Below are 20,409 nucleotides of genomic sequence, written 5' to 3'. Positions count from 1 at the left end.
GTTATTATGAAGCAATCTGCTTAGATTGTTTTATTTGTTTCGTTTCCGGTAGTAGTAGATTTAATAGTACACCTACAATTGCTGCTAGTGCCATTCCTTCTACTTGGAACGATTCTCCTACATGAAGTACCGCTCCACCAATACCGATTACTAGTATTACTGATGCAATCATTAAGTTTCGTTTGTCACTTAGGTCTGTTTTATCATCTACCATCATGCGTAATCCGCTTGATGCGATTACACCGAATAGTAAGATTGATACTCCGCCCATAACCGGTGTTGGTATGGAGTGAATCAGCGCGGAAATCTTACCGATAAAACCAAACATGATTGCGAATACTGCTGATCCGATGAATAAGTATACACTGTAAGCTCTCGTAATTGCTAGCACACCGATGTTTTCACCATACGTCGTATTCGGTGGTCCACCTATTAGTGATGCAATCAATGTTGCTATTCCATCACCGAAGATTGAGCGATGTAAACCTGGTTTTTCAATTAAATCTCTTTTAATAACATTTCCAAGTACAATTTGATGTCCGATATGTTCTGAAATTGTTACTAGTGCAACTGGTACCATCAAGAGTACAATCTTCCACGAAAACTCCGGAGTATATGTTACAAATGGTACTGTGAAATCTGGTACAACAAACCATTTTGCCTCAGCTACCGGCTTTAAGTTTACTAGCCCTTGGAAGTAAGCGAAGATATATCCGCCGATAATGCCCAGTAACACTGGTATGATACTGAAAAACCCTCTTCCGAATATAGAGCAGATAATTGTAATTGCTAATGTTACTAACGCTACTGAAAAGTGTGTAAAGCTATATTTGCCATCCGCACCGTTCATCGCCATGTTAACTGCTGTATGTGCTAAAGCTAGACCGATTACCATTACGACTGGACCAACTACGATTGGCGGAAGTAATTTCATAATCCACTCTGATCCTGACTTCTTAATTCCGAGTGAGATTAAGATGTACACAAGTCCAGCAAACAAACCACCGAGCATTGCTGCTCCAGGTCCACCTGCTGTTTTCGCTGTTATAATCGGTGCGATAAAGGCGAATGATGATCCTAGATAGGCAGGTACTTGACCTTTCGTTATAAGAAGAAACGCTAGCGTTCCTAATCCACTTGATATTAATGCTACTGACGGATTCAATCCTGTTAAAAACGGAACAAGCACTGTTGATCCAAACATCGCGAACAAATGTTGTATACTTAAAAATAACCATTTTCCCGGTTTCGGTACTTCATTAACGTCTAACACTGGCTTTTGTTCCATTGTTACATCCTCCTTCAGTTTAAATCTTTGCAATAAAAAAACTCTTTGTGCCTGTGCACAAAGAGTCCTACACTTTCGTATGCCAAATTTGACATATGAAAGCCAAGACCCTTTGGCAGCCTCACAGGACTACATTTAAAAGGGCTTTACTTATCGTATATGCTTACTCGATCTTGTTGATCTGTCTCTTGCAAATCAACTTCGATACGCTCTTCACTTGATGTTGGAATGTTCTTTCCTACATAATCAGCGCGAATTGGTAGTTCACGATGACCTCTATCAACAAGAACCGCCAGTTGGATTTGTGATGGTCTACCTAAATCCATAAGAGCATCCATTGCTGCTCGAACTGTTCTTCCTGTATATAATACATCATCCACCAGGATAACTTTTTTCTTCGTAATATCTACAGGGATATCAGAACCTTTTACAAGTGGTTCTTCATTTTTCGATTGTAGTGTTAGGTCATCACGATATAACGTAATATCTAGCTCTCCAACTTCCATTTCTTTTCCTTCAATTTGACCAATTCGTTCTGCCAAACGTTGTGCAATAAAAATTCCACGAGTTTTAATTCCGACAAGAACACAATTATCGACACCTTTATTTCGTTCCACGATCTCATGACTAATTCGTGTTAAAGCGCGGCGAATCATTTGGTCATCTAAAACGACAGCTTTCTCTTGCATGCTCTACACCTCCAAGCTTTTTTCTTGCGTGAGAGTAATGGTATAAAAAAAGTCCTCTCAGCGTGTGCGAGAGGACTTTTGAAAAAAGGGTACAGCATACCCTATGTATTTCAAACCGTTACCTTCTCAACCTCACGGGGCTGTGTTAAAGGATCATTATTTAACTGTTGTCAGTATCTCAGTTTTCTTATGATTTGTCAATACTATTTCCGTAAAATATTTAATGCGTCTTCAAATACTTCTGGAATCGGTGCCTCAAACTGAATATATTCACCAGTACGAGGATGGTCAAACCCTAAAATACCTGCGTGAAGTGCTTGTCCATTCATGTCTAATGTTTTCTTCGGACCATACTTCGGATCTCCTGCAAGTGGATAGCCAATATATTTCATATGAACACGAATTTGGTGCGTACGTCCCGTTTCTAAGCGACATTCTACAAGTGTAAAATCTTTAAAGCGTTCTAACACCTGGAAGTGTGTAACAGCATTCTTACCATTTTCATCAACTGTCATGCTTTGACGTTCTTTCTTATCGCGACCAATTGGCGCATCGATCGTTCCTTTATCATGCGGAATCACACCGTGTACAATCGCTTTGTAGCGTCTTGTTACTGTTTTTGCTACAAGTTGATTTACAAGTGATTCGTGCGCCATATCATTTTTAGCAACCATTAATAGTCCAGATGTATCTTTATCAATACGATGCACGATACCAGGACGCATTACACCGTTAATACCTGATAGGTCTGTACAATGATGCATAAGTCCGTTTACAAGCGTACCGCTTGTGTGTCCTGGTGCCGGATGCACAACCATACCACGTGGCTTATTTACAACGAGTACATCTGCATCTTCATAATAAATTTCTAAATTCATATCTTCTGGTTGAATATCTAACTCTTCTGGGTCAGGAATTGTTACTGTAATTTCATCATTTCCTTTTACTTTATAATTCACTTTAACTGACTTTCCATTAACTGTAACAACATCATCTTTAATCCATTGTTGTACTTGTGAACGTGACCATTCACTGTTTATTTCTGCAACGAATTTATCAATTCGCTCACTTTTTTGTTCTTCTGCAACTGTTACTTGTACTACTTCACTCATTCAATTACTCCTTCGTTTTCTTTCCTTCTAATACTGTTTGAATAATAATTAACACAACGCCAATACACAATGCTGAGTCAGCTATATTGAATACTGGATAGTTGTACGAGAAAATATACACGTGAATGAAATCCACTACTTCTTGTCTAAATACACGATCAATAAAATTGCCAATTGCTCCGCCTAAAATTAGACCTAATGAAATACCTAGAAGCTTGTCTGTTTTCGCATACTTTTTCATATAAAATACGATAAACGCTACGAAAACGACTGTAATAATGTAGAAGAACCACATTTTATTTTCTAAAATACCCCAGGCAGCTCCTCTATTTCGATGTGATGTTATGTATAATACATTATCGATAATCGGAATGCTTGTACCCAATTCCATGTTCTTTACAATTAGCCACTTCGATATTTGATCGATGGCAATGACAAATAACGCTATTACATAATATATCATTTTCATTTCCCCCACAAAGACAGTGTACCTCAAAATTTTAGCATAGCTGCTACCTTTTCACAATGAACCTTTATAGAAGAATAAAATAAATTAAAAAAAGGTAACATAATATCGTTGTGCGTATTCATACATTTACCTTTTCATAGAAAAATTCATGAATCGTACGGGCAGTCGGCATTGTTTTCATTTGTTTTGTAGAAATTGCTCTCCCAGTTTCTTCACAAATACCGTACATATCTATTTCCATTTTAAATAATGCACGTTCTACATCTTTTAAATCCTCTTTTATATCATGTAATAGCAATTTTTTCTTTATCTCTTCCTTTATTTCATATCCAAGTTCTTGGCTGAACTCTGTATCATATTTGTGCATGACTTCTTTAGCTAGTCTCTCTTGCAATTCTTTTCTCATCAATTGCAATTCTTCTTTTATTTCCATATACATTTCATTCACGTGTACATTCCTCCCAGCTGCAATGTACAATTAGTGTGTCCGAAATTCTCATGCTTACCTCACACACATTTTTCCTTCATAGGAAAGAGAGTGAAAATCATTTTAATATATCATCAACGAAAAAAAACAAAAAAACTGACTGCACTTATGCGCAGTCAGTTTTTTATTATTTTACATAGTTTTCTTTAACAACTGTTGCACAACGCTCACATAATGTTTCATGTTCTGCATCTTTACCAATTGTTTCTGAAACAACCCAACAACGTTCACACGTCTCACCTGTCGCCTGTGCTACAACTACAGCTGTATGCTCATACTTTGGTGCTTCTGTTGGTGCTTCTTCAATTGTACCACCAAGTTTATACTCAGAGACGATGAATAATTGCTTTAAGTCTTCGCTAATAGACTCTAACGTAGCCTTCATTTCTGCAGTCGGATATAGCGTAATGCTCGCATTTAATGACTTACCAATTACTTTCTCATTACGAGCTACTTCTAACGCTTTTAAAACGTCATCACGTAATGTCATAAATGCATCCCATTTTGCTCTTAACGCTTCTGAACCCTCTACTTCTGTAGCTTCTGGCATATTAGTTAACTGTACGCTTTCTTCTTCTGCACCAGGAACATATGGCCATACTTCATCAGCTGTATGAGGTAAGATTGGCGTTACAAGTTTCGTTAATGCAACAAGAACATCATATAATACAGTTTGAATCGCACGACGATCCGCGTGATCTGCACCTTCAATGTATAAAATGTCTTTTGCAAAGTCTAAGTAGAATGAACTTAGATCAATTGTACAGAAGTTGTGAATTGCATGATATACAGCAGCAAAGTCATATGTTTCATATGCATCTTTTACTTTTGTAATTAAGTCATTTAACTTCACTAACATGTAACGATCTACTTCACGAAGTTCAGCTACCGCTACTGTATTTTCACTTGGATTAAAGTCATCTAAGTTTCCTAATAAGAAACGGAATGTGTTACGGATTTTACGATACACTTCTGCTACTTGTTTTAAAATATCATCTGAAATACGTACATCAGATTGATAGTCAACAGAAGATACCCATAAGCGTAAAATGTCTCCGCCTAATTGATCCATAATTTTCTTCGGTACGACGATGTTTCCAATCGACTTACTCATTTTACGTCCTTCACCATCTAGTACGAAACCATGGCTTAGTACGCCTTTATATGGAGCTTTACCAGTTACAGCAACTGCTGTTGATAATGAAGAGTTAAACCAACCACGATACTGGTCAGATCCTTCTAAATATAAATCAGCTGGACGTTGTAAGTCTTCGCGCTCTTCTAATACCGCTTGGTGAGAAGAACCTGAATCGAACCATACATCCATGATGTCTGTTTCTTTACGGAATTCACCATTTGGGCTACCTGTATGTGTAAATCCTTCTGGTAATAAATCTTTCGCTTCACGCTCGAACCATACGTTAGAACCGTGCTCACGGAATAAATCTGCTACATGGTTAATTGTTTCATCTGTAATAATTGGATCACCATTTTCTGCATAGAATACAGGAATTGGCACACCCCATGCACGCTGACGAGAAATACACCAGTCACCACGGTCACGAACCATATTATGAAGACGAGTTTCTCCCCATGCTGGTACCCATTTTGTTTCCGCAACAGCTTCTAATAACTCTTTACGGAACGCTTCAATAGATGCAAACCACTGTGCTGTCGCACGGAAAATAATTGGTTTTTTCGTTCTCCAATCATGTGGGTATGAATGCGTAATGAATGTTAGTTTCAGTAACGCGCCTACTTCTTCTAATTTTTCTGTAATTGGCTTGTTAGCTTTATCATAGAATAAGCCTTCAAATCCAGGTGCTTCATTTGTTAATACACCTTTATCATCAACTGGGCAAAGTACTTCTAAGCCATACTTTTTACCAACAACGAAGTCATCTTCCCCGTGTCCTGGTGCTGTATGAACACAACCTGTACCTGCATCTGTTGTTACGTGCTCTCCTAGCATAACTAATGAGTCACGATCGTAGAATGGATGTTTTGCAACTGTATACTCAAGTTCGCTACCTTTTACCGTTTTCACAACTTCAGCATTTTCCCACTCTAACGTTTTTGCAACTGTCTCAAATAGTTCAGAAGCGATGATATATTTCTCATCATTTACTTTCACAATAGCATATTCAAGTTCTGGGTGAACAGAAATACCTAAGTTTGCAGGTAACGTCCAAGGCGTTGTTGTCCAGATAATGTATTTCTCATCACCTTCTAATACGTTCTTTCCGTCTTTTACAGGGAATGCTACGTAAATAGATGCTGATTTTTTATCTTGATATTCAATTTCAGCTTCTGCTAAAGCTGATTCACTTGTTGGAGACCAGTAAACTGGTTTCTGTCCTTTATAGATATAACCTTTTTTCGCCATGTCACCAAACACTTTAATTTGTTGTGCTTCATAAGCTGGCTCTAAAGTAATATATGGATTATCCCAATCTGCACGTACACCTAAACGCTTAAATTGTTCACGTTGACGTTCCACTTGCTCATATGCATACTCTGCACATAACTTACGGAACTCAGCAACTGTCATTTCTTTACGCTTTACACCTTTATTTGTTAAAGCTTGCTCAATTGGTAAACCGTGTGTATCCCAACCTGGTACATATGGTGCGCAGTAACCCGTCATTGATTTATAACGAACAATAAAGTCTTTTAACACTTTATTTAATGCATGTCCCATATGAATGTCACCATTCGCATATGGAGGTCCATCATGCAGTACAAATAAAGGACGACCTTTCGTATGTTCTTGTACCTTTTCATAAATATTCATTTCAGCCCACTGTTCTTGCATTGCAGGCTCACGTTTTGGTAAATTCCCACGCATTGGGAACTCTGTTTTTGGCATTAGTAATGTATTTTTGTACTCCATGCTCAATTCCTCCTTACATGTATAAAAGAAACACTTAAAAAACGGAATAAAAAAGAGACCTTCTCATCCCAAAAAGGGACGAGAAAGTCTCCCGCGGTACCACCCTAGTAGATCCTATACGTATGTATACAATCCTCTTTATATTCTTAACGCGAATATACGCCTACGCTTACTCCATTTGTTCAGCGCGGAACTCCAGGGTGATATTCCCATAATCTCCTTATCCTGAGCTTACACCATCCTCAGTTCGCTATATAAGGTATGAAAAAGGTACTTATCCCTATCTTCGTTTTTCTTAATAAATATGTTGTTTAAAATTATATGTAATAATGAGAAAAACGTCAAGCTTACACTGTTTCTTCTTTTTTCAACAGTTCATCTACTTCGTCTTCTAACTCAATTAGTTTATCCCAATCATCGTTGTTTAACATTTCAAGCTGCGTTTCTAATAACATACGGAAACGAGTGCGGAATACTTTCGCTTGTTTCTTTAGCTCTTCAATATCAAAAGCAACTTTTCTTGATTTTACTAACGCTTCGTTAATAATACGGTCTGCATTCTTTTCAGCTTCACGTACGATTAATTTCGCTTCTTTTTGCGCATTACGTTTCACTTCTTCCGCTGCCTCTTGTGCAACAACGATAGATTTGTTTAGCGTATCTTCAATATTAGAAAAATGATCTAACTTTCCTTCTAATTGCGCAACCTTTTCTTCTAAAGCTTTTTTCTCACGAATGACTAATTCATAATCTTTGATAATTTGATCAAGAAACTCATTTACTTGATCTTCATCATAGCCACGGAATCCGCGACCAAATTCTTTGTTATGAATATCTAATGGTGTTAACGGCACAACGCCACCTCCAAGTATTTATCTAAATTTCCTCTTTTAATTATATCTTTTCTTCGACAAAATAGGAGGATTTCCTTCTAAAAAACCAATCATTTTAGTATACCATACAAAATTCTCCATTTGTCGCGCTTCGTTTTACCTTCTACAGAAAATATTTTACTTCTTCCGTATCCTCTAATCGAGAATACATCCCCTGGAAAACATTCATATGCAGTTTGCTCTACTGTTTTCCAATTGACTTTTACTAAGCCACCTTTTATAAGAGGCTGTACTTTCTGCCTGGATATATGTAACATTTCAGCCAACAAAACATCTAGACGAAGTGACGAAACTGTTCCAGATTTCTCTCCCCACTTTTCACCGACACGCAAAATTTGTTCTGCTTGTACAGGCGTGAGAGATACTTTCACTTTCCCTATTGATTGTAAGTTCATTTCAATATACGATGCAACTTCTTTTGCAACTGCAATTTGGGCACGATTTTCTTGAAGCAAAATATCACCACATTTTTCCCTTGTTAAACCAAGTGACATAAATGCACCTAATATTTGCCTGTGTTCTAGCGTGTAAAATTTGGAAGGATAGTCAATTTCTAATACTTCTACTTGAAATTCCTCTTCATTTAATTCTAGATAGTCTGGATAAATTAGTGCTCTTTTTCGTTCAGATTCAGGCATCGCACCATCAAAGCGTACAGCAACCTCTCCTTGCCCTATTACCATAGAGACAATTTGTTGCTGTCTTGGATCAAGAAAATCTGTTAACTTGACTTGATGATACTCAGCCGCCTGTTTCCACTCTAATACTTTATCCACAAAGACCACTTCATCAGGTCTAAAATGCTCGTAGATGCTCATGCATATAACCTCTTACTATAAGAAATAGCGGAATAAACTTACTAAACCACTTGTAGCAAGTTTCAACGCAAAAATCGCAACGAGTGGAGAGATGTCAATCATACCAAGCGGCGGAATAAATCTGCGAAATGGTTCTAAATACGGTTCACAAATACGCGCAAGAAACTCTCCAAAAGTTGATTCCTTTGCACCAGGGAACCATGATAGGAGAATGTAAATAATAAGTGCCCACGAGTAAATCTCGAAAGCAGAAAGTAAAACTGTTAAAACTGTATCCATGGCGTATTACCACCTCTTTATATTTGTGTCTTCTTCTTCACCGAATAACTCTGAAATTGCACCAACAATATCTACATTTTCAGGTGTACACATAAATGTTTTCGGGCCTATTTTTTGAATATCCCCGCCTATAGCGTATACAGTACCACTTAAAAAGTCAACGATACGCACCGCTTGATCTGTAGACATTCTTTGCAAATTAATTACAACAGCTCGTCTACCTTTTAAGTGATCCGAAATGCCTTGCGCTTCCGAATATGTACGTGGCTCTAGTAAAACAACTTTTGAAGATTGCTTCGCTTTTTCAATACTCACTACATTTTGCTTCGGTTGCACTTTCGCAAACGGAACATCTTGTTGTTCTGGGGGATCTTGTTGCTTTTTCATGTCTGTTTGCTCCTTTTCATAACTATATTGAGCTGCTTCTTTTTCTTCCGGTGTGTCAAAAAAGAAGTATTTTACTTTTGACCAACTCATAATAACTTTCTCCTTCCTCTTACGCTTTTCCTACTAAAACCGTTCCCAAACGAATATATGTAGCGCCTTCCTCAATTGCAATCGTGTAATCATTTGACATTCCCATTGATAATTCTTTACATGGTGCATGTAATAATTCTAGCTCTTGCACCTCTGTTTGTAGCATGCGCAATTCCTTAAAGCAGCGACGAATCTCTTCTTCTTCTCCTGTAAACGGAGCCATTGTCATTAATCCTACCACTTCAATCTTATCCAATTCTTGCAAACTTTGAATAAAAGAAATTGTTTCTTCTATCGCCAATCCTTGCTTTGATTCTTCAGATGATGTTTTCACTTGAATAAAGCATTTAATTTTCTTATCAGCACGTTTTTGAATTTCTTTTGCAAGTGAGAGACGATCTAATGAGTGTAAATAATCAATCTCATTAATGATTTCTTTTACTTTTCTCGTTTGCAATGAGCCAATAAAATGCCAATTTACTTTTGAACCGAAATGCTCGTATTTTTGTGAGAAACCTTCATTTCTATTTTCACCTAAATCAATAATTCCTGCTTCAATTACTTCGCTTGTTTTTTCAATTCCTACAGTTTTTGTAACTGCAACGAGCTTAATATCTTTCATCGAACGTCCAGCTCGTGCACAAGATTCTTTAATTGCTTCGTTTACACCTGCTAAATTCCCTTGCACTGTCACTTGCTTCACTCCTCCTTAAAACCTATGAAACTCAACATTCTCCCCGTCTTACCCTGATCACGACGATGAGAGAAAAATAATTGTTCTTCACAGCTTGTACAAAGAGATGACATTACAATATGTTCTTCTTTTATGCCTGCTTGTACACATAATATACGATTAACTTCTTTTAAATTAATTGCATACTGACCATCAGAAATTACTTTATGAGGAACAGATCCGTTTACTACTTGCTGTGCTGCTGTTAATACACGATCATCAACAACATAACAACATGATCCGATTGCCGGCCCAATTGCGACATGAATTTCATCACTTGAAACACCTTCTGCATTCCACTTTTGAATCATTTCTTTCGCAATCTCTGTTACAGTCCCTTTCCATCCAGCATGCGCAAGTCCTATCATATCATGTGATGGTGCATAAAAATAGAGCGGAACACAATCAGCGTAACAAGATGTTAAGAGAACATCTTTGTTCGTCGTATAAATGCCATCCGTTTTTGGAATACCGTCTTCATATGAATAAACGCCTTTCCCTTTTTCTTGCAATCCTACTTTCTCAACATGATGGTCATGAACTTGTTCAGAGCAAATCCATTTTTCTAATGGTTTTTGTAACTTATTCGCTAAAATGCGTCTATTTTCATGAACATTCTCCACGATATCATTCACATGTAATCCTAAATTCATCGCATGAAAGGAGCCTGTACTTACTCCACCATCTTTTGTCGTAAATCCAACAGTAATGTTTCCAAGTTCTTTCCACGCTTGTAAATACAGTATACCGTCCACATATTTAAATGGTTCTCTCATAAAGCGGCTCCTTTTAATTAAAATAACATAAAAAAGCATGGTACTTCCTGTCTATTTTACCATACTTTTATTTTTTCATAATGACAACTGAAAAAAAAGAGGAATTTGTAATATTCTTTAAGAAATTGTCGGTGTTTGTATTGATTCTGTTACAGAATTAATATTATCCACTCTCACAAGTATGACATCTTCCCCAATTTTCATAATTTTCTCCCAAGGAATTACAAATTCTACTTCCTTTCCAAATAGTCCAAGCATTCGTGTCTGCTTGGAAATAATAACTGCCCTAATCTTTCCTGTGTCTATATCAAAATCAATATCTCCAATATTTCCAAGTCTTTTTCCATCTGAAATATTCACAACGTCCTTCATTTGAAACTCCGAAATTCTTATCATATTCATCCTCTCCCTTATATCATGAATTGTAAGTACGCTCTCAAATAAAGTGTAACCTTAATCAGTGGAGATTTTGTTCCTCCCTACTGACTATTCCCCCATGCTAATCGGACTTTTACGGACCGCAGACTTCCACCTAACTTCTTTACTTCAGCCGAATTTTAAAGTAGATAAACAGTATTTAACTTCTACTAATAGAACATCCATTTTATTTTCATTATATGAACCGACCTACTTTACTATGAGCGCAAAATATTACACATAAAAAAAGCCCACACCATAACTGGTGAGGGCCTCTTATCCTTGAATCGTCTTATTCATTTGCTTAATAGCAGACTTCTCCAAACGTGATACTTGCGCCTGAGAAATCCCAATTTCTTCGGCAACTTCCATCTGTGTCTTTCCTTGGAAGAAACGTTTTCGAATAATCATTTTCTCACGATCATTTAAACGCTTCATCCCCTCTTTCAACGCTAGTTCTTCAACCCACTGCTCGTCCTTTTGTTTTTCATCACTTAACTGATCCATAACAAAAATAGGATCTCCCCCATCATTATAAATCGGTTCAAATAGTGAAACTGGGTCTTGAATAGCATCTAACGCAAAAACAATTTCTTCATGCGTCACTTCAAGAACTTTTGCAATATCCATTGCTGTCGGTTCTTTCGAGTTTTCAGCAATCAATTTCTCTCTTACTTGTAATGCTTTATACGCAATATCTCGTAACGAGCGAGATACGCGAATTGGATTGTTATCACGCAAATATCTGCGTATTTCCCCAATAATCATCGGCACAGCATACGTTGAAAATTTTACATTTTGGCCTAAATCAAAATTATCAATGGATTTCATAAGTCCAATGCAGCCAACTTGAAATAAATCATCAACATATTCTCCTCTGTTATTAAATCTTTGGATGACGCTCAGTACAAGACGTAAGTTTCCATTCACTAATTTCTCTCTTGCGCTTATCTCTCCACTTTGCATTTCACGAAATAATTTACGCATCTCTTCATTTTTTAGTACTGGAAGTTTAGCTGTATCAACACCGCAAATTTCTACTTTGTTTCTCGTCAAAGTGTTCCCTCCTATCGGGAGTTGCTGTACAGTGTAAAGTATTTCCTTTGAAGGGGATTTTATGCATGTGGTTTTCCCGTCATTTTTCACAAACATCATATTTCCTAATGCACAAAAAAAGAATAAGACCAGTCTAAATACCGACTGGTCTTATTCTTCACACCATTTTATTAAATTCTTTTCGTAATCTTTTTATAATTCTTTTTTCCAAACGAGAAATATAAGACTGTGAAATTCCAAGCATATCAGCCACATCTTTTTGTGTCTTCTCTTCGCCACCAGCGAGTCCAAACCGAAGCTCCATAATTTGTTTTTCACGATCATTTAATTGATGCAATGCTTTCATTAAAAGATGACGATCTACTGTGGCTTCTAAATCTTTTGTAATAATGTCATCATCTGTACCTAAAACATCTGATAATAACAGTTCATTTCCGTCCCAATCAATGTTAAGAGGTTCATCAAACGAAACTTCCGAACGATTTTTATTATTTCGACGCAAATGCATTAAAATCTCATTTTCTATACAACGAGATGCATATGTGGCTAATTTAATTTTCTTTTCTGGATTAAATGTATTCACTGCTTTTATAAGACCAATTGTTCCTATACTAATTAAATCCTCAATATTTATCCCTGTATTTTCAAACTTTCTTGCTATATATACAACAAGCCGTAAGTTACGTTCAATAAGCAGTGACCGCGCAGCTTGATCTCCCTTTGGCAATTTATTCAAAAGAACTTCCTCTTCTTCTTTCGTTAACGGTGGTGGCAACGCTTCACTTCCACCAATATAATAAATTTCATCGGTCTTAATTCCTAATTTCAGCAATACTTTATACCAAAGGTATACCAAATAAAATTTTAATTTCATCATATTATCCCGCCTCTCATAATTAAGCTATTACCATCTTTTGCGAAATCAACATTTTCGGATGTACAATGCATTGATACTCTCCATTGCTAGATAATTGTTGTGTATTTAATCCAATCAATACTTTATTTACAACAATCGAACTACCTTCATGATAAACTTGCACACAATCTGGCTTAATTGCCCATAAAAATTGATTCTCTACTCCTACTGCTCGGAAAGGAATTAAACGCAGTTTCGTCGCCCATCCGGAATCATTTTCTGGTATTTGAGGAATTTCTGTTTTGGAATAAATTTGTTCTGTTAACCAAACTGGCAAACAATGCTCTAATGATGAAATATGCATAATCATAACGGGTGTTTTTGTTAACGGATCATAAAGTTGGTTCCCACTATCAATTAGACCTGCTAGTTCTAATTCCTCTCCAACTAATTGAATTTTTACTTTCACGATTTGATCATAGTGTATCTTTGTGACTTCTACGCTTTCTATACGCTTTTTAGAAAAGTAATAAATCACTGGAAAACCCAAAATCACAAACAACCAACTAATTGGATCACCGTAAGAGACTGATTTAGATTGAACTAATCCATTTACCATTTCGTTCGTTTGCAAAAAGAAATGCGTTCCAATTAATCCTCCACCAACCATAAAGGTTACAAAATAAAAAGTAAAAACAGTTTGTGCATAATTTCTAAATGTTGAAAACCCAAATGCTGTATACACAATAAGTAACGAGTACAACAGTTTCATAATTGGATGTGTCATCATAGAAGCAAAAGGAGTAAAGGCGAAAATAACAATAGTTGAACCTATAAATGCTCCTAACACAAGCCTCCATCTTTTGATTCTCTTTTTTAACACGGTGGCTGTTAATAAAAGTAAAAGAAAATCAATGCAGGCGTTTAACAACCAAACAATGTCGGCGTAAACAACCAAACAATTCACCTCTTTTTTTAAGTTGAGACTAGTATAATGCATATCCAATAGGAAAGTGTGTCAATTGGTGGAGGGGTTTTTTTGTTATTTTGTGATTTCTAGACATAATCTGTCGGTAAAAAATAAAAGTGTATTTTTCATAGAATAATATGAATTTCTTACTTATATACATAATAATTGAATTATATGTAAGCAAATTTACATCCTCTTTCTCACAACTTCATCTACAAATAAAAAAAAGACCTGCTAAGCAGATCTTTTTCATTCCAATAACAAAAAAGGAGCATGAAAGCTCCTTTTCTTTTATCGTCTACGACGGTTACGTAAGAATGCTGGAATATCGATGTCATCTGAATCTGTATGACGATCATGCACAACCGGCTCTTCACGTTTCATTTCACGCTTAACTTCACGTTGTTTTGTAGGTTGAGCTACTGGTTGTTGTTGCTGTTGCGTGTGATTCGCAGTCGGACGAATAATTGGTTTTGGCGGCTGCGTCGCAGCACTATCATCAAAACCAGTTGCAATTACAGTGACAACAATATCATCTTTTAATCCTTCATTAATAACAGAACCGAAGATCATATTTACTTCTGGATCTGAAGCTGAAGCTACAATGTCTGCTGCTTCTTGTACTTCATATAAGCTTAAGTTCGCGCCGCCCGTAATGTTCATAATAACACCTTGAGCTCCATCAATAGATGTTTCTAGTAATGGACTAGAAATAGCTTTCTTCGCAGCTTCAGCAGCACGATTTTCACCATTACCAGAACCAATACCCATTAAAGCAGAACCTCTATTAGACATAATTGTCTTTACGTCTGCAAAGTCTAAGTTAATTAAACCTGGTGTTGCAATTAAATCAGAAATACCTTGAACACCTTGGCGTAATACGTTATCAGCTTCACGGAATGCTTCTAACATCGGCGTATTTTTATCAACAATCTCTAATAAGCGATCGTTTGGAATTACAATAAGCGTATCTACATTTTCTTTAAATGCCGCAATACCAGATGCAGCTTGCGTCGCACGCTTACGTCCTTCAAATGTAAATGGACGTGTTACAACACCAACTGTTAACGCACCTAATTCTTTTGCAACTTGAGCAACAACTGGAGCTGCACCAGTTCCAGTTCCGCCACCCATACCAGCAGTTACGAATACCATATCTGCACCACGAAGTGCTTCTTGGATCTGTTCTTTACTTTCTTCTGCCGCTTTTTTCCCTACTTCAGGGTTTGCGCCTGCACCAAGTCCACGCGTTAATTTTCCACCAATTTGCATTTTTGTTTCAGCTTTTGATAGATTTAATGCTTGTGCATCAGTATTCACAGCGATAAAGTCTACACCTTGTACACCGTGTTCAATCATACGGTTTACAGCATTGTTTCCGCCGCCGCCGACACCGATAACTTTTATATTCGCTAATTGATCTTGAGTAGTATCAAACTCTAACATGTCGAAATCCCCCTAGAACCTCATTTTTCGTGTCCAATTTTAATCCCATAAATAACGGAATGCACGTTTTACTTTTGACATCATACGGTCATCATTTTGATTATTATTGTTTTGATTACGAGTTTTTTGTTTCGCAGGTTGCTGTTGTACCGGCATTGGTGCTGGTACTGATTCAAAATGCTCTTGCTTTTCCTGCACGTTTTTCCCACGTAATTTAGCTTTTTGATATGAGTGTTTAATTAAACCTACTCCAATTGTATATTGTGGCTCACGCACACCAATATAATCAGGAGTTGCTATACGAACATTTTCATGTAAGATATCATATGCAAGATCAAGAACACCTGGCATAGAAGCAATTCCGCCAGTTAATACATAGCCAGAAGCAACTTGCTTTATTCCTAACTTATGCACTTCATCTTGAACAAACATTAAAATTTCCTCTACACGAGCCTCGATAATATCCGATAATTCCAATTGTGAATACTGTTCTGTCTGATCGCTTCCCATAATAGGAACCGTAAACATTTCTTCTTCAGATGCTGTATCGTAAAAAGCATGTCCATATTTCAACTTAATTTGATCTGCATTTTCAGTTGAAGTTTTCAACCCAATCGCAATATCCTTCGTTATATGGTCTCCACCTAATGGCAATACGCTCGTTGTTTGTAACTCTCCATCTTTAAAAATAGATAAAGTTGTAGAGCCTCCCCCAATATCAACAAGGGCCACTCCTCTATTTTTTTCATCTGAAGATATAGCAACTGTTGCAGCCGCTAAAGGTTGAAGACAAATATCAACAATTTCAAGACCTGCTTTTTCTACACAACGAAGTAGGTTATGTAGTAAAGTTCTCGAGCCTGTAATAAGTGTACCTTCCATTTCTAATCTTACACCGATCATCCCGCGTGGATCGTTAATCTCGTCAAGACCGTCTACAATGAACTGTCGAGGTACCACATCAATAAATTCACGTTCAGGAGCAATTGACACAACTTGTGCTGCATCTAGAACGCGTAAGACATCTTCATTTCCGATTTCACGATCTTCATTTGAAACAGCGACTACTCCATGACAAGGAAGTAGCTGTACCTGGTTTGCATTGACACCCACTACAACTTGCTCAATGTGGATTCCCACCATGCGCTCAGCTTGTTCAATTGCTTTTTTAATTGATCGAACAGTCTCATCTATATCGACTATCGATCCCTTCTTTAAACCATTTGATTTTACATTTCCAACACCAATTATGTTTAAGCTGTCATTAACCATTTCACCAATGATGACTTTAACATTGGATGTACCGATGTCAAGACTAACATATATTTCATTGCTGTTCATTCTTTGGCACCTCCTTCTTTATTTATACCATACAACTCAATATATGGAACAACAATCGCAACTTTACTATTTATAAGAAAAATATTCAACGTCTTTATACGTTTCCCTTTTTTAACCCTATATTTTTCTTATTTTTATTTAACATTCATTTAAGAATATCGCAGTAAACTGTGAATAACTGCTTATCTTGAAATAATTCTATTTCAAGTGTAAAGATTACCGCCAAGTATAAGTCTACACTAAGATGTACTCATAGAAAAGTGAAACTTGTACCAATCCTAGTATGAATCTAATAATTTTTACATATTTTTCATCAAATTAAGCATTCTTGCAAATTAGCATTCATATAAAAGAACGTTTGTTTCATTTTATACGTAATAACGCAGTGAAAACTATCATTCTATTCTTTCTTTTCTTCAGCACCTAGTTCCTTCGTATAAGCCCCTACTTCTAAGTCAATTAACACCTTCTTACCAGGTTCAATTGTTTTTATAATAAGTGGATAAGCTTCCATTCGCTTCGCGAAATTTTGAATAGTAGTGCTCACTTCATATCCTTCATTCATATATAAAGTAAGATGATCTTCATTTGCGTTCGTTGGTGTATAACGAATTTCAGAAATAGACCTTAAAATAGTCGGCGTTAATTTTTCTAGTTCTGCAATTAACTCCTTCATTTTTTCCTCTTTAAACGGTTCAAAAATTGGTGCTGCAACTGGAAGTTTCCCATTCGGAAGTACATCTAGTGTTTTCCCATTTTCTAATAACGGTTGTAATTTTCCATCTTTGTTTATATAGCCGATGGTTAAATATTCTTCTATATGAACATCAATTTTGTTTGGGAAACGCTTTTTTACATTTACCGCTTTAATTTCTTTTCGTTTCGTTAAGTTTTCTTCTGCTTTATGTGCTGTTACTCGGAAATAACTCGTGTCATATGTCACACCTGATTCCTTCATAACTTGTTCATCTGTCATATAATGATTTCCAAACACACTTATCTTTTTTATATTACTAAGTGGAGACCGAAAGTAAATTAAAAAGAGTACTAATAAAAATAAAATCGATATGTATAAAATTAACCGATGATTAACAGGTTTTTTATCCTTTTTCTTTTGATTCTTTAGCTTTGGTACACGATCTTGTAGTTTAATCACTTTACTATTTTTCATGTACGATCCCCCTATGTAACATAAAAAACGGCATGTTCCTCATGCCGTTCTTATCTTCTTATTATAACATAAATGATAATGAGCGGAACGAATAACCGTTATCTTCCAATTATTTCTACTTCGGTATGCATATCAACACCAAATTTATCCTTAATTGTGCGCTTTATCAATGCAATCAAGTCTAATACATCTTGCGCTGAGGCCACACCAGTATTAACAATAAAATTCCCATGCATTTCAGAAATTTGAGCTCCACCTATTGTATAACCACGAAGCCCTGCTTTTTCTATTAAATCTCCTGCAAAATATGGGACTGGATTTCGAAATATACTTCCTGCACAAGGGTGATTCCAAGGCTGCGTTTCACGGCGATAATCTTTATTCTTTTGCATGCTTCTTACAATTTCCTTGCGTTCGCCTACCTCCAATTGGAATTCAGCTTCCAAAACAATACCAGGGCGTTTCTTTTGCAATACAGATGTACGATAAGAAAACCCCATTTCGGTATTCGTCAACCAATTAATTGTTCCATTTTCAAACAAAATACGAGCTTTCGTTAGTACACTCGATATGTCGGACTTATGAGCGCCTGCATTCATATACACTGCACCACCGACACTTCCTGGAATACCACTTGCAAATTCCAAGCCAGCTAATCCCTGTCGACTAAGTAAAGTTGACAATTTAATAAGGGGATATCCAGCACCAACTCTTACTTTATGTTTTTCGACTTCTAAGTGGTCTAATCCTTCTCCTAAACGAATAACCACACCTTCTATACCTTGATCAGATACAAGAAGATTTGAACCACGACCAATTACAGTCCACCCTGCCTTGTACTTCTTTACTAACTTTAGCGTTTTCTCAATATCAGCAACATGCTTTGGCACAATTAAAATATCAGCTGGTCCACCTATTTTCATAGTCGTGTAACGCGCTAACGGTTCATTAACTAACACGCGACCAACATTTGCTTCTAAAAGCTCTTTTACTAATTGTTCCATAGACAATCTCCCCCATATTAAGTCTCCTTATTACAGTAATATGCAGGGCGTTCACCTAATGTTATTTTTTAATAAGCTTGTTCATTACCTCATATAGCTTATTTGCTGCATCTGGAATACCAAGTTGCTTAGCAGCCAGTTTCATGTTTTGTAATGTTTGTGTATCCAATAAAATTTCATCAATATCACGAATCAGCGTTTCAGCTGATAAATCTTTTTCAAGCAACATTTTTGCTGCTCCTTTATCGACAACAGAACGTGCATTCTTTTCCTGATGGTTATTTGTTACGTAAGGACTCGGAATTAACACACTTGGTTTACCTAACGCTGTTAATTCTGCAAGTGTTGTTGCCCCCGCTCTTGAAACAACAAGATCTACACCAGTCAGTACCTCTGGCATATTATGAATAAAAGGTTTAATAATAACATTATTCGGATTCCCTTTTTGCTTCACTGCTTCCATCACTTTGTCATAATGTACTTCACCTGTTACGTACAATATTTCGTAACTTTTATTTCCAAACTGCTCAATCGCTTCTACAAAAGCATCGTTAATCGGTCTAGCCCCGCGACTTCCACCAAAAATAAGCACGGATTTTTTAGAAAGAGATAGTCCTACCGAACGTTTTCCTTTCATTCCATTTTGGTCCAATACTTCTGATGCACGTGGATTACCTGTCATAACCACTTTTGACTGTGGGAAATGTTCTGCAGCTGCTTCAAAGCAAACTGCAACTTTATCGACATAACGACTTAAAAATTTATTCGTTACACCAGGTACACTATTTTGTTCATGTACAATAGTCGGAATACCTAATTTAGCCGCAGCATATACAACTGGCCCACATACGTATCCACCCGTACCGATAACAATATCAGGGTTAAAACGACGAATATATCGTTTACTATCTTGAACACCTTTTAGGAAACGCATCACCGTTTTTACATTATCAAGAGATATTTTCCGTTTAAATCCACTTATAACAATAGATTGGAACGGAATACCCGCTTTCGGTACGATGGTACTCTCTAATCCATTCTCTGTACCAATGTATAAAAACCTTGCTTCCGGATTTAATTTTTTTATTTCTCTAATTAAAGCAAGAGCTGGATAAATATGTCCTCCAGTACCCCCACCACTTACTAATACTCGCACTACTAATTCCTCCACTTCCCTGTTCTTATTCAATCGTATTTATTTCTATATACATATTGTATTTTCCACACATACGAA

The 20,409-nt window shown here is 36.6% G+C and carries 21 protein-coding genes and 1 other annotated feature; all 21 genes read right to left on the bottom strand.

Annotated elements, in window-relative coordinates:
* Positions 1-4 precede the first annotated feature (4 nt).
* Positions 5-1,288 (bottom strand): uracil permease, encoded by a 1,284-nt coding sequence (gene uraA, locus MRBLBA3_RS02720; protein WP_000435919.1) that lies wholly within the window; start codon positions 1,286-1,288, stop codon positions 5-7.
* 146 nt (positions 1,289-1,434) lie between these two features.
* Positions 1,435-1,977 carry a bifunctional pyrimidine operon transcriptional regulator/uracil phosphoribosyltransferase gene (gene pyrR, locus MRBLBA3_RS02715; protein ID WP_001156490.1) on the bottom strand — a complete coding sequence of 181 codons (543 nt, stop codon included), beginning with the start codon at positions 1,975-1,977 and terminating at the stop codon, positions 1,435-1,437.
* Between the two features lie 203 nt (positions 1,978-2,180).
* A complete protein-coding gene (locus MRBLBA3_RS02710; protein WP_000005850.1) occupies positions 2,181-3,089 on the bottom strand; it encodes an RluA family pseudouridine synthase in 909 nt (302 codons plus the stop codon).
* 4 nt (positions 3,090-3,093) lie between these two features.
* Complete coding sequence (gene lspA, locus MRBLBA3_RS02705; RefSeq protein ID WP_000642178.1) at positions 3,094-3,552, bottom strand: lipoprotein signal peptidase LspA; 459 nt, start codon at positions 3,550-3,552, stop codon at positions 3,094-3,096.
* 124 nt (positions 3,553-3,676) lie between these two features.
* Positions 3,677-4,006 carry a hypothetical protein gene (locus tag MRBLBA3_RS02700; RefSeq protein ID WP_001004662.1) on the bottom strand — a complete coding sequence of 110 codons (330 nt, stop codon included), beginning with the start codon at positions 4,004-4,006 and terminating at the stop codon, positions 3,677-3,679.
* A 166-nt stretch (positions 4,007-4,172) separates the two neighbouring features.
* On the bottom strand, positions 4,173-6,938 hold the full coding sequence (gene ileS2 / locus MRBLBA3_RS02695) for an isoleucine--tRNA ligase (RefSeq protein WP_000455968.1): 2,766 nt from the start codon (positions 6,936-6,938) through the stop codon (positions 4,173-4,175).
* Positions 6,939-7,009: 71 nt separating this feature from the next.
* Positions 7,010-7,234: a binding site (T-box leader), on the bottom strand.
* Positions 7,235-7,285: 51 nt separating this feature from the next.
* A complete protein-coding gene (divIVA, locus tag MRBLBA3_RS02690; RefSeq protein WP_001131611.1) occupies positions 7,286-7,792 on the bottom strand; it encodes a septum site-determining protein DivIVA in 507 nt (168 codons plus the stop codon).
* 89 nt (positions 7,793-7,881) lie between these two features.
* Positions 7,882-8,649: an RNA-binding protein gene (locus tag MRBLBA3_RS02685; RefSeq protein ID WP_000029718.1), complete on the bottom strand. Its 768-nt coding sequence runs from the start codon at positions 8,647-8,649 to the stop codon at positions 7,882-7,884.
* Positions 8,650-8,664: 15 nt separating this feature from the next.
* Complete coding sequence (locus MRBLBA3_RS02680; RefSeq protein ID WP_000381910.1) at positions 8,665-8,928, bottom strand: YggT family protein; 264 nt, start codon at positions 8,926-8,928, stop codon at positions 8,665-8,667.
* Between the two features lie 6 nt (positions 8,929-8,934).
* Positions 8,935-9,405 carry a cell division protein SepF gene (locus MRBLBA3_RS02675; RefSeq protein ID WP_000119132.1) on the bottom strand — a complete coding sequence of 157 codons (471 nt, stop codon included), beginning with the start codon at positions 9,403-9,405 and terminating at the stop codon, positions 8,935-8,937.
* A gap of 19 nt (positions 9,406-9,424) precedes the next feature.
* Entirely contained in the window at positions 9,425-10,099 is a 675-nt protein-coding gene (locus tag MRBLBA3_RS02670) for a YggS family pyridoxal phosphate-dependent enzyme (protein ID WP_363379719.1), read from the bottom strand.
* Between the two features lie 5 nt (positions 10,100-10,104).
* Positions 10,105-10,914: a peptidoglycan editing factor PgeF gene (gene pgeF, locus MRBLBA3_RS02665; protein ID WP_001209024.1), complete on the bottom strand. Its 810-nt coding sequence runs from the start codon at positions 10,912-10,914 to the stop codon at positions 10,105-10,107.
* Positions 10,915-11,031: 117 nt separating this feature from the next.
* Complete coding sequence (locus tag MRBLBA3_RS02660; protein WP_000619396.1) at positions 11,032-11,310, bottom strand: YlmC/YmxH family sporulation protein; 279 nt, start codon at positions 11,308-11,310, stop codon at positions 11,032-11,034.
* Positions 11,311-11,607: 297 nt separating this feature from the next.
* A complete protein-coding gene (gene sigG / locus MRBLBA3_RS02655; RefSeq protein ID WP_000197755.1) occupies positions 11,608-12,387 on the bottom strand; it encodes an RNA polymerase sporulation sigma factor SigG in 780 nt (259 codons plus the stop codon).
* Positions 12,388-12,544: 157 nt separating this feature from the next.
* Positions 12,545-13,264, bottom strand: a complete 720-nt coding sequence (sigE, locus tag MRBLBA3_RS02650; RefSeq protein WP_000976948.1) for an RNA polymerase sporulation sigma factor SigE — start codon at positions 13,262-13,264, stop codon at positions 12,545-12,547.
* A gap of 19 nt (positions 13,265-13,283) precedes the next feature.
* Entirely contained in the window at positions 13,284-14,201 is a 918-nt protein-coding gene (spoIIGA, locus tag MRBLBA3_RS02645) for a sigma-E processing peptidase SpoIIGA (protein WP_000261969.1), read from the bottom strand.
* A gap of 303 nt (positions 14,202-14,504) precedes the next feature.
* A complete protein-coding gene (gene ftsZ / locus MRBLBA3_RS02640) occupies positions 14,505-15,659 on the bottom strand; it encodes a cell division protein FtsZ (protein ID WP_000888980.1) in 1,155 nt (384 codons plus the stop codon).
* Between the two features lie 39 nt (positions 15,660-15,698).
* Positions 15,699-17,000, bottom strand: a complete 1,302-nt coding sequence (gene ftsA / locus MRBLBA3_RS02635) for a cell division protein FtsA (protein WP_001087547.1) — start codon at positions 16,998-17,000, stop codon at positions 15,699-15,701.
* 400 nt (positions 17,001-17,400) lie between these two features.
* Positions 17,401-18,171 (bottom strand): cell division protein DivIB, encoded by a 771-nt coding sequence (gene divIB, locus MRBLBA3_RS02630; RefSeq protein WP_000798215.1) that lies wholly within the window; start codon positions 18,169-18,171, stop codon positions 17,401-17,403.
* A 98-nt stretch (positions 18,172-18,269) separates the two neighbouring features.
* Positions 18,270-19,175, bottom strand: coding sequence for a UDP-N-acetylmuramate dehydrogenase (gene murB / locus MRBLBA3_RS02625; protein ID WP_000437016.1), 906 nt, complete (start codon positions 19,173-19,175; stop codon positions 18,270-18,272).
* Between the two features lie 61 nt (positions 19,176-19,236).
* Positions 19,237-20,331: an undecaprenyldiphospho-muramoylpentapeptide beta-N-acetylglucosaminyltransferase gene (gene murG, locus MRBLBA3_RS02620; RefSeq protein WP_001265412.1), complete on the bottom strand. Its 1,095-nt coding sequence runs from the start codon at positions 20,329-20,331 to the stop codon at positions 19,237-19,239.
* Positions 20,332-20,409: the final 78 nt, after the last annotated feature.

The organism is Bacillus sp. LBA3-1-1.1 (genome assembly GCF_040676495.1).
In the GTDB taxonomy this organism is placed as follows: Bacteria; Bacillota; Bacilli; order Bacillales; family Bacillaceae_G; genus Bacillus_A; species Bacillus_A nitratireducens.
Note: the sequence above shows the minus strand (reverse complement) of the source record. Positions and strands in the feature narration are given on the sequence as shown.